Origin of the sequence: Klebsiella sp. HMSC16A12, assembly GCF_001808265.1 — a bacterium.
GTDB lineage: Bacteria > Pseudomonadota > Gammaproteobacteria > Enterobacterales > Enterobacteriaceae > Klebsiella > Klebsiella pneumoniae.
This window is the reverse complement of sequence record NZ_KV792607.1, coordinates 41,508-51,134: the sequence shown is the minus strand read 5'-3', so window position 1 is coordinate 51,134 and position 9,627 is coordinate 41,508. Positions and strand designations below refer to the sequence as shown.

Sequence of the window (9,627 nt, the reverse complement as noted above, 5' to 3'; positions counted from 1 at the left end):
TGTGAGAGTAGGGAACTGCCAGGCATCAAATTTAGCGTGCTGATATGGCTCAGTTGGTAGAGCGCACCCTTGGTAAGGGTGAGGTCCCCAGTTCGACTCTGGGTATCAGCACCACTTTTTAGGTTAAAGTTCGGCACGTTGTAAAGAATTTGCCTGGCGACAATAGCGCGGCGGTCCCACCTGACCCCATGCCGAACTCAGAAGTGAAACGCCGTAGCGCCGATGGTAGTGTGGGGTCTCCCCATGTGAGAGTAGGGAATCGCCAGGCATCAAATAAAGCAAAAGGCCCAGTCGAAAGACTGGGCCTTTTGCTTTTGTGTTATCTGTTGTTTGCCGATGAGCTTCTTTGCTGCCCAGGGAGAATCTAACTGGCATCGATATGAACATTGCGCAGCAACGGTCCGGAGAGAGGGACAGGACGTTCGCCATCATTGCTCACCATCAGAGTAAAGGCCCGCTCTTCGACCGGGCCTTTGGTGTTTGTTGGTTCTGAACCCTGAATCTGAAAAGTTTGTCGATAGCGATGGACGACTCATTGCCAGCGGTCTCTGGCAACAACAACGGCTAAGAAAGCTGGCGAACTATCGTCAGGAAGAGCCTGAATGATCGCTTACTTTGGGGAATGGAGTGGAGCAGATACAGGGGATATACCTGTATCTGCGGTTGGGGAAGCGATCTAGCGGGTCAGAGCAACGATCCCTAACGTGAGGCCGGCTACCGCGGCCGCACCCCCGGCGATTGCGCCTGCGGTTTCCCAGTTGTCTTCTGTTGTGCCTTTCATACAGGTATTGGTATGGACTAAGCGGCCTTGCGAGTCATAAACCGGTACGCAGGGAGAGTCATGGGCACAGCCTGCCAGCAGAGAGGCCAGCAGCGCCACGATTAAATACTTTTTCATGATATTACCTCTGGATAATCCGCTGGGTTGTACTGAAAGCCAGTGCAGAACGGAATGGCTTATTTTATCACCGCGGATTGTCCGGGCCGGAGGCCGAAATCATCTCAATATATGAGCCGCGTAAATATCGTGAAGATAAGCCCGGGAATATGCAGAAAAGATGGAGAGAAAGATTGTGATTCAGCGATGCTGCGTGCGATGGCGGTTGCCAGACTGTGGCGCGTTTAGCTGGCTGCCAATATTGCATGCGAAAAAAAGCGCCCGCAAGGGGCGCCTTCAAGACATAGCCGAATTATTCAGCGTGCCGGGTAAAGCGTCGTCTAACGACCACGAAGAACACCGGAACAAAGAAGATCGCCAGCAGCGTCGCGGTCAGCATCCCGCCCATCACGCCGGTGCCAACCGCATTCTGCGCCCCGCTGCCGGCACCATGGCTAATCACCAGCGGCATGACCCCGAGAATAAAGGCCAGAGAGGTCATCAGAATAGGCCGCAGGCGCATCCGCGATGCCTCCAGCGTGGCCTCAATGATCCCTTTCCCTTCTTTCTCCATCAGATCCTTGGCGAACTCGACGATCAGGATCGCATTCTTGGCCGACAAACCGATCGTGGTCAAGAGTCCGACCTGGAAGTAAACGTCATTATTTAGCCCACGCAGCGTGGCGGCTAACAGCGCGCCAATGACCCCCAGCGGAACCACTAACATGACTGAGAAGGGGATCGACCAGCTCTCATACAGCGCCGCCAGACACAGGAATACGACGATCAGCGAGATGGCATAGAGCGCAGGCGCCTGGTTGCCGGAGAGCCGTTCCTGGTAAGACATCCCGGTCCAGTCATAACCGATGCCGCTCGGCAGTTTACTGGCCAGCGTTTCCATCAGCGCCATGGCTTCCCCGGTACTTTTGCCTGGCGAAGCTTCACCGAGGATCTCCATAGATGGCAACCCATTGTAGCGCTCCAGGCGCGGCGAGCCATATATCCAGCGTGAAGTGACAAAGGCGGAGAACGGCACCATTTCGCCGTTGGCGCTACGAACATACATGTTGTTAATGTCGCTCGGCAGCATACGGAAGTGGGCATCAGCCTGAACGTACACTTTTTTCACGCGGCCGCGGTCAATAAAGTCATTGACGTAGTATCCGCCCAGCGCGGCTGATATCGTTTCATTGATATCGGAGAGCGATACGCCCAGCGCCTGCGCTTTTTCCTGATCGACATCCAGTTTGAACTGAGGGGTATCTTCCAGCCCATTAGGGCGTACCCGAACCAGCTGATCCGGATGCTGTTTCACCATGCCCAGCAGTTGATTGCGCGCCTGGGTCAGAGCGGTATGACCGAGTCCGCCCTGGTCGATCAGTTCAAAGTCGAAGCCGGTGGCGGTACCCAGCTCAATAATGGCTGGCATGTTGAACGGGAAAACCATGGCGTCTTTGATCTGGCTAAAGGCTACGGTGGCCCGCTTGATGATGGACTCCACGCTGTTTTCATCGCCGCTGCGCGCTTCCCAGGGCTTCAGGCTGACAAACGCCATACCGGAGTTTTGTCCCTGGCCGCTGAAGCTGAAGCCGTTAACGGTAAAGACGCTTTCGACGTTGGCCTTCTCGTTATGCAGGTAGTAGTCGGTCACCGTATCCAGGACCTTCTGCGTGCGCTCTTGGGTAGCACCGGACGGCAGCTGGATCATGGTCAGGAAGACGCCCTGGTCTTCGTCGGGCAGAAAGGACGTGGGCAAGCGCATGAACAGCACGGCCATCCCCACGACGATCAGCAGGTAGATCACCAGATAACGGCCAGTTCCACGTAAAATACCGCTGACGCTGTTGGTATAGTGGTTAACGCTCTGGTCGAAGCGGGCGTTAAACCAGCCGAAAAATCCTTTTTTCTCATGGTGTTCAGCTGAGGCTGGCTTCAACAACGTGGCGCAGAGCGCCGGAGTCAGTACCAGCGCAACCAGCACGGAGAGCGCCATGGCGGAGACGATGGTGATTGAAAACTGACGATAAATCGCGCCGGTTGAGCCGCCGAAAAAGGCCATCGGGACAAATACTGCGGAGAGCACCATGGCGATACCCACCAGCGCTCCCTGGATCTGCGACATAGATTTTTCCGTCGCTTCTTTTGGCGAGAGCTTCTCCTCAACCATCACACGTTCGACGTTTTCCACTACTACGATAGCGTCATCGACCAGCAGACCTATCGCCAACACCATGCCAAACATTGTCAGCGTGTTGATGGAGTAGCCAAACATCGACAATACCGCGAAGGTTCCCAACAGCACCACGGGTACGGCAATGGTTGGAATGAGCGTTGCGCGCATGTTCTGCAGGAACAGATACATGACAAGAAAGACGAGAATAATTGCTTCAAAAAGCGTTTTGACCACTTCGTGAATGGAGATTTTGACGAAAGGGGTCGTATCATACGGATAAACCACCTTCATCCCCTGAGGGAAGTAGGGCTGCAGCTCGGCCAGCTTCGCTTTAATCGCGGTGGCGGTATCCAGGGCGTTGGCGCCGGTCGCAAGCTTAATACCCAGACCAGAGGCAGGTTTACCGTTAATTCTGGCGACAACGTTATAGTTCTCTCCCCCCAGCTCAATGCGGGCGACGTCTTTCAGATGGACGACAGAGCCATCGGCGTTGACCCGCAGCGTGACCTTGCCAAACTCCTGCGGATCTTTGAGCCGCGTCTGAGCGATGATTGACGCGTTCAACTGCTGGCCTTTCAGCGCTGGCGTACCGCCGAGCTGACCCGCGGCGATCTGATCGTTCTGGACCTGCAGCGCATTGATGACGTCCACCGGCGTCAGGTTGTATTTATTCAGCAGGTTGCCATCCAGCCAGACGCGCATAGCGTACTGCGCGCCGAACAGCTGCACATCGCCCACGCCGTTGAGGCGGCTAATAGGATCTTTGACATTGGAGGCAACATAGTCAGAAATATCGTCCTGGGTGGTGGTCGGGTTATCAGAGATAAAGCCGGCGACCAACAGGAAGCTGCTACTGGATTTCTCGACGCTAATCCCTTGCTGCTGTACTTCCTGGGGCAGCAGCGGCGTGGCCAGCTGCAGTTTGTTTTGCACCTGTACCTGGGCAATATCGGGATCGGTACCCGATTTAAAGGTGAGCGTAATGGTTACCGAACCGGCAGAGTCGCTGGTCGACGACATATACATCAGATTGTCGATGCCGTTCATGTTCTGCTCGATAACCTGGGTGACCGTATCCTGCACGGTCTGGGCATCTGCACCGGGGTAGGTGGCGGAGATCGCTACCGCAGGAGGGGCGATTGTCGGGTACTGAGCTATCGGCAGCTGCAGAATGGCCAGGCCGCCGGCAATCATCATAATGATGGCCAGCACCCAGGCGAAGACCGGTCGATGAATAAAAAACTTAGACATGGCTGGGTATCCTTATTGCACGGCCGGCGCCGTACGCTCCGCTTCCGCTTTGACAGTGACGCCTGGACGGACTTTCTGTAAGCCGCTGACAATCACTTTATCGCCCGGTTTCAGCCCACTGGTGATAAGCCACTTATCGCCAACGGCCTGAGTCGCGACCACTTCCCGGGTTTCAACCTGGTTTTTGTCATTCACCAGCATCACGGAGGCATCACCACGCGGCGTGCGGGTCACCCCTTGCTGCGGTACCAGGATAGCCTGCGGATCGACGCCTTCGTCTATGCGGGCGCGGACGAACATCCCTGGCAGCAGGACATGCTGCGGGTTAGGGAAGATAGCGCGCAGAGTAATTGAGCCCGTACTTTCATCAACAGTGACGTCAGAAAACTGCAGTGAACCTTTGAGCGGATAGGCCTGGCCGTTCTCCATGACCAGCTCAACGCTTTTAGTATCACCGCCGCGCTGCAGGCTTTCCTGCTTAAGGCGCATGAAGTCATTACTGGACTCCGTCACGTCAACATAGATGGGATCGAGCTGCTGGACGGTAGCCAGGGCATCCGACTGGCCGTTGGTGACCAGCGCCCCTTCGGTGACGCTCGATTTACCGATGCGCCCGCTAATGGGGGAGGTTACTTTGGTGTAGGCCAGGTTGATACGGGCCGTTTCTACGGCAGCTTTGGTGGCGATGACATCGGCATCGGCCTGGCGGGCGGTGGCCACTGCCTGATCGTATTCCTGCTGGCTGATATATTTAGTACCCAGCAGTGGAACGTAGCGTTTCACCGTCAAATGGGCGATAGCGGCCGCGGCTTCGGCTTTGGCCTCATCGCCTTTGGCGCTGTTCCACGCCGCCTGGTAGGTCGCCGGATCGATCTGATAGAGCGACTGGCCTGCTTCGACATCACTTCCTTCAACAAAGTTACGCTTCAGGATGATACCGCTCACCTGGGGGCGGACTTCCGCTACGCGAAAAGCAGAGGTTCGGCCCGGCAGTTCGGTGGTGACTGATAGCGGCGCGCTGTTCACGACATGGACCGTCACCTGCGGCGCCTGCGCATGGGGTTGCTGGTTGTCAGAATTATCGCAACCGGTTAGCAATAAGGCCGAGATAATTAAACCGGATAAAAGTGTCACTCTGGCGTGAGTCGTCATGGCGGTTCCTTATAGATTACGTACCCAATCAGGCGGCGAATCTGTGAAAGAAAGAGGGAATCAAAAAGCAGTTTGCCATCCTACAAATAAACGACGTTGGATGTAAGAGATACTTATTTTTAAGCAATCAGCAAGGCACGCAAAAACAAAAAAATGGTCACTGTAGTATTGCGATTTATCGCAATTGTAAAAGTTGATAAATAGACATTATTTCAGTGAATGTATTTTCCGGTGATATTCACTTGAATAATTAATTCTCTTTTCGCATCAGGATTAACTTGTCTGCATTTTTGCTAAATAATACTTCATGGCAAATGCTAGATTAATTCTAATTAAGAATATCCTATATTATCTGCTTATCGGGAAGTGGGGCCTTGTATGGCAAGAAAAACAAAAGAAGAGGCGCAGCGCACGCGGCAGCTCCTGATTGAGTCCGCAATCCAGCAGTTCGCCCTGCGCGGAGTAACCAACACCACCCTGACGGATATCGCCGATGCGGCGGGAGTGACTCGCGGCGCGGTGTACTGGCATTTTGCCAGTAAGACGGAGCTGTTTAATGAAATGTGGCAGCAGCAGCCGCCGCTTAGAGATTTGATTCAGCCCAGTCAGGCCATAGAGTACGAACAGGAGCCGTTAAATGCTTTACGCGAGCGGTTTATTGCAGGCCTGCGCTATATTGCTGCGAATCCTCGACAGCGCGCTCTGATGCAAATTCTTTATCAGCGCTGTGAGTTTTCCAGTGATATGCTTTCGGAATACGAAATTCGCCAACGTATTGGTTTTAATTATTCACTCATTGGCGGCATCCTGCAGTGCTGCGTGCGTAACAATATATTGCCAGCCGAAACAAACATTGAGATGATATTAATTGTTTTACACAGTGCTTTTTCCGGGCTGATTAAAAACTGGCTGCTCGATCCGCAACGCTTCGATCTTTATCAGCAGGCGCCTGCGCTGGTGGATAATATAATGGCGGTGGTCTGTGCTGCGCGTTTATCGGGAGGGCCTGCGCTACGGCTGGTAAATCAGTAATGAGTTCTGTTGGCGCAGATAATAAAAAGGCGCTTCCCCATGCCGAAGAGCGCCTTTTATATCAAGCAAGCAACTGACTAGTATCAGTTCATGCCGTATGTTAATAACCATTGTTTATTGCCGTTCGTGCTTGTTTGTCTAAACTATTCTAATTGCATGATTTAACAGCATTTATAGCTCTTTATTGTTTGTGCTTGTTCGTCCTCGTTTGCGGGCTTACACTCTCCCGTGTATCACTCGGTGTATCACTCGTTTTATATGAACTGAGGTTTTATGGCTGGCACAAACAAACTCAGCGACAAAAAATTAAGGGCGCTCTTAGGGGCTGCCAGAAGCAAAGAGGAAATGCTAGCGGATGGCGAGGGATTAAGCGTGCGGCTTTTACGTTCTGGTGCTATCAGCTGGATATTTGCTTATCGCTTGGGCGGACGTGGTTCGAAACTGGAGCGGTTAACGTTGGGTAGCTACCCGGATATGTCGCTGAAGATGGCCAGAGAAAAGCGCGAGGAGTGCCGATCATGGTTGGCTGAAGGGAAAAACCCTAAATTCCAGCTTGATATTAAGACGGAGGAAATACTCCGGCCTGTTACCGTTCGCGATGCAATGACGTATTGGTTTAATGAATATGCCATTCATCACCGGGTTAACTGGGAAAGGCATCAGGCGCAGGTAGAAAAACATATTTACCCGTATATAGGCGATCTGCCTCTCTCCCTGTGTGAAACCCGTCATTGGCTCGAATGCTTTGATCGTGCGAAACGTGAAACCCCCTACGCAGCTGGCTACGTTTTCCAGATGTGTAAACAGGCCCTCAAATTCTGCCGTGTGCGGCGCTATGCCATTAGCAATGCTCTCGACGACCTGACTATTCAGGACGTAGGCAAAAAGCAGGAGAAGGGCGACAGGGTGCACGATATGGGAGAGCTTACCCAAATCTGGTCATCAACGACCGGGAAAATGTATAAGCCGTATTACGCCTCGCTGCTGAGGCTGCTGGTGGTGTTTGGCTGCCGATCTCAGGAGGTCAGGCTATCCACCTGGAAAGAGTGGGATTTGAAAGACTGGATCTGGATAGTACCGAAGGAACACAGCAAAGGCGGTGAAAAAATTATTCGTCCGATCCCTGAAGGTATTAGGCCGTTTGTCGAGGATCTATACAAAGAGCATTCCCATTCTGGGCTATTGCTCGGCGAGGTAAAAAAGCCAGAAGCCGTCAGCCAGTGGGGCCGGGGAATTTATAAAAGGCTGGGCCAAACGGAACCATGGACGCTACACGATTTACGCCGAACCTTTGCCACCACGCTTAACGATATGGGAATTGCTCCGCATGTTGTCGAGCAACTTCTGGGACATGTGCTGGGCGGTGTAATGGCAATTTACAATCGGAGCCAGTATTTACCGGAAAAACTGGACGCATTAAATAAATGGATGGAGCGCCTCGAACTTATCTCTGGTGAACATTCTAATGTTACTATTTTGAAGGTTGCAAAATGATAGATAAAAATAACCTACCACAAAGATTATATTACACACTTCCTGATGCAGCTAAAGTCTTGGGGTGCGAAGTTCGGGATATAATTCATTATGCGGCAATTCATGCCTTGCAACTTTCTGTGTACATAAAACTTCATCATTGTGAGACCGATTCATGGTTTCATCTTAATATGCCTTCAAGCAAAGTAGATGACATTGATATGTTTTCCATGCTAAGGGGCGATGGCTGGGAGATTGACTTCGTAGAGTTTAAAAGCAAATCTGAAAACTTCTTTGCTGATGGCTATTATGCTAAGGCTGTAAGCGGATTTTTTTATGTTGATGGTTACAACCTAATTCCTCTTGAATTCAATGAGTCTGACGAAATCTCTCTGGTTGGCGTCTCTACTTTACCGAGCTTCATCGATGGACAGTGTATTGATGTTAATTTTATGATGAATCATTTAAAAGTGAATAGTAATTATTTATGTGTTAGGAAAAATGACATGGATTTTATAAATAAAAATGTCTCCATGCCATCTAAAGATTTAAATAGTGAATCAAGGAAAACCACAGCAAAAAAATCAGAACTTATATTCTATCTTTTAAAGATGATTCCAGAGTTATCTTGCGTGGATTTAGAGAGAGAAAAAATCACAAAGATAGCTTCGATGATAGAAGAAATTGCAGCTAAGAAAGGTATTGATTTACCGTCTACTCACTGGCAAACGTGGAGCAAATACCTTGAGAGATAATGTGATATCACTCGGTAGTTATGTGATATCACACACCCTGCGTTAATCATTATGCAATATGCCCACGAACTGTAATAAACGAGGGCATACATAAATGAACAATCCTGAACCACTGCAAGACCAATCCGATCGTATTATTCGTGAGGATGAATGCCGCCGTCTAACAGGCATTTGCCGTACAACCCGTTATCAGAAGGAAATAAAGGGAGAATTCCCTGCACGCCGTCAGCTTGGTGGGCGTTCCGTCGGGTGGCTGCTGTCAGAGGTCAATAGCTGGTTGAACAACCAACCTAAAGCCCAGCTGAAATCGGCATAAGGGGCGGGATATGGCACATAAAACAAAGGCGGCCATGCCGGGCCGCCAATGCAATAACACTAAACATATTCAGGATACCAGGCTTGCTGCTGGTGGTCAAAGCTTAGGCGCTCCTGACATTACAAGAACTGCGCCATTGGCGCGGTTAGGGGGTATGTCCAATAATGGCTACACCCCCTTTGGGCCTACGAACTTTTCCGTATACCTGCAGGGTACGGCGATGGCGTATACCCCATTTCATTATTTATTACAGCCTTTCATCAGATCACCTGGATTTTTTGAACAGTCTGGAATTAACAGAGAGTCAAAAATCCCTAGTTTGTATAACAATAACAACAACAAGATCCCGATAATAATCCGTCCAACAGTTGTGCTCAGTAATTCTCTCATGAATAGCTGTCCCTTATTATTTGTTCAGTCCTTTGACTCGATACCGCGCTGCTGTAACTCTTTGCGGATTATTCGCTTGATCCAAGCTGCCAGCGACTCATCACCATCTTGCTGCTGGGCCTGTTCCATTAGCACACGTAACTCAGGATCTAGCCTGAACTGGAATGGTGGATTACCACGTCTTTCATTTTTGTGTGTTGACACGTCA

At 51.0% G+C, this 9,627-nt stretch carries 8 protein-coding genes, 1 tRNA gene and 1 rRNA gene; 6 read left to right on the top strand and 4 right to left on the bottom strand.

Features of this window, described 5'->3' with window-relative positions:
• The first annotated feature begins 38 nt into the window (after positions 1 to 38).
• Positions 39 to 114, top strand: a tRNA-Thr gene (locus tag HMPREF3140_RS12155).
• Positions 115 to 152: 38 nt separating this feature from the next.
• Positions 153 to 268, top strand: a 5S ribosomal RNA gene (gene rrf, locus HMPREF3140_RS12150).
• A gap of 408 nt (positions 269 to 676) precedes the next feature.
• On the opposite strand, the gene HMPREF3140_RS12145 is transcribed toward rrf, so the two are convergent.
• From HMPREF3140_RS12145 to HMPREF3140_RS12135, 3 genes are all read right to left on the bottom strand, one after another.
• A complete protein-coding gene (locus HMPREF3140_RS12145; RefSeq protein WP_002919103.1) occupies positions 677 to 898 on the bottom strand; it encodes a putative periplasmic lipoprotein in 222 nt (73 codons plus the stop codon).
• A gap of 292 nt (positions 899 to 1,190) precedes the next feature.
• On the bottom strand, positions 1,191 to 4,301 hold the full coding sequence (locus tag HMPREF3140_RS12140) for an efflux RND transporter permease subunit (RefSeq protein ID WP_004144975.1): 3,111 nt from the start codon (positions 4,299 to 4,301) through the stop codon (positions 1,191 to 1,193).
• Between the two features lie 12 nt (positions 4,302 to 4,313).
• Positions 4,314 to 5,453 (bottom strand): efflux RND transporter periplasmic adaptor subunit, encoded by a 1,140-nt coding sequence (locus HMPREF3140_RS12135; RefSeq protein WP_004144974.1) that lies wholly within the window; start codon positions 5,451 to 5,453, stop codon positions 4,314 to 4,316.
• 378 nt (positions 5,454 to 5,831) lie between these two features.
• Between HMPREF3140_RS12135 and envR the strand changes: the two genes are divergently transcribed.
• The 4 genes from envR to HMPREF3140_RS27365 all read left to right on the top strand — a co-directional run bounded on the left by envR (position 5,832) and on the right by HMPREF3140_RS27365 (position 9,029).
• Entirely contained in the window at positions 5,832 to 6,485 is a 654-nt protein-coding gene (envR, locus tag HMPREF3140_RS12130; protein WP_004185881.1) for an acrEF/envCD operon transcriptional regulator, read from the top strand.
• Positions 6,486 to 6,758: 273 nt separating this feature from the next.
• Complete coding sequence (locus HMPREF3140_RS12125) at positions 6,759 to 7,979, top strand: tyrosine-type recombinase/integrase (protein ID WP_063406990.1); 1,221 nt, start codon at positions 6,759 to 6,761, stop codon at positions 7,977 to 7,979.
• The gene (locus tag HMPREF3140_RS12120; RefSeq protein WP_058649563.1) at positions 7,976 to 8,713 is read left to right on the top strand and encodes a hypothetical protein; all 738 of its coding nucleotides are present in this window, start codon (positions 7,976 to 7,978) and stop codon (positions 8,711 to 8,713) included. The genes HMPREF3140_RS12125 and HMPREF3140_RS12120 overlap by 4 nt, the downstream gene beginning before the upstream one ends.
• Positions 8,714 to 8,807: 94 nt before the next feature.
• Positions 8,808 to 9,029, top strand: coding sequence for a helix-turn-helix transcriptional regulator (locus HMPREF3140_RS27365; protein ID WP_071609858.1), 222 nt, complete (start codon positions 8,808 to 8,810; stop codon positions 9,027 to 9,029).
• A 414-nt stretch (positions 9,030 to 9,443) separates the two neighbouring features.
• On the opposite strand, the gene HMPREF3140_RS29270 is transcribed toward HMPREF3140_RS27365, so the two are convergent.
• Entirely contained in the window at positions 9,444 to 9,623 is a 180-nt protein-coding gene (locus HMPREF3140_RS29270; protein ID WP_058649564.1) for a hypothetical protein, read from the bottom strand.
• Positions 9,624 to 9,627 lie beyond the last annotated feature (4 nt).

Bases quoted from the DNA above. Each gene is read 5' to 3' on its own strand.
- HMPREF3140_RS12145 (WP_002919103.1), bottom strand. From the start codon at position 898: ATGAAAAAGTATTTAATCGTGGCGCTGCTGGCCTCTCTGCTGGCAGGC.
- HMPREF3140_RS12135 (WP_004144974.1), bottom strand. From the start codon at position 5,453: ATGACGACTCACGCCAGAGTGACACTTTTATCCGGTTTAATTATCTCG.
- HMPREF3140_RS12120 (WP_058649563.1), top strand. From the start codon at position 7,976: ATGATAGATAAAAATAACCTACCACAAAGATTATATTACACACTTCCT.
- HMPREF3140_RS27365 (WP_071609858.1), top strand. From the start codon at position 8,808: ATGAACAATCCTGAACCACTGCAAGACCAATCCGATCGTATTATTCGT.
- HMPREF3140_RS12125 (WP_063406990.1), top strand. From the start codon at position 6,759: ATGGCTGGCACAAACAAACTCAGCGACAAAAAATTAAGGGCGCTCTTA.
- envR (WP_004185881.1), top strand. From the start codon at position 5,832: ATGGCAAGAAAAACAAAAGAAGAGGCGCAGCGCACGCGGCAGCTCCTG.
- HMPREF3140_RS12140 (WP_004144975.1), bottom strand. From the start codon at position 4,301: ATGTCTAAGTTTTTTATTCATCGACCGGTCTTCGCCTGGGTGCTGGCC.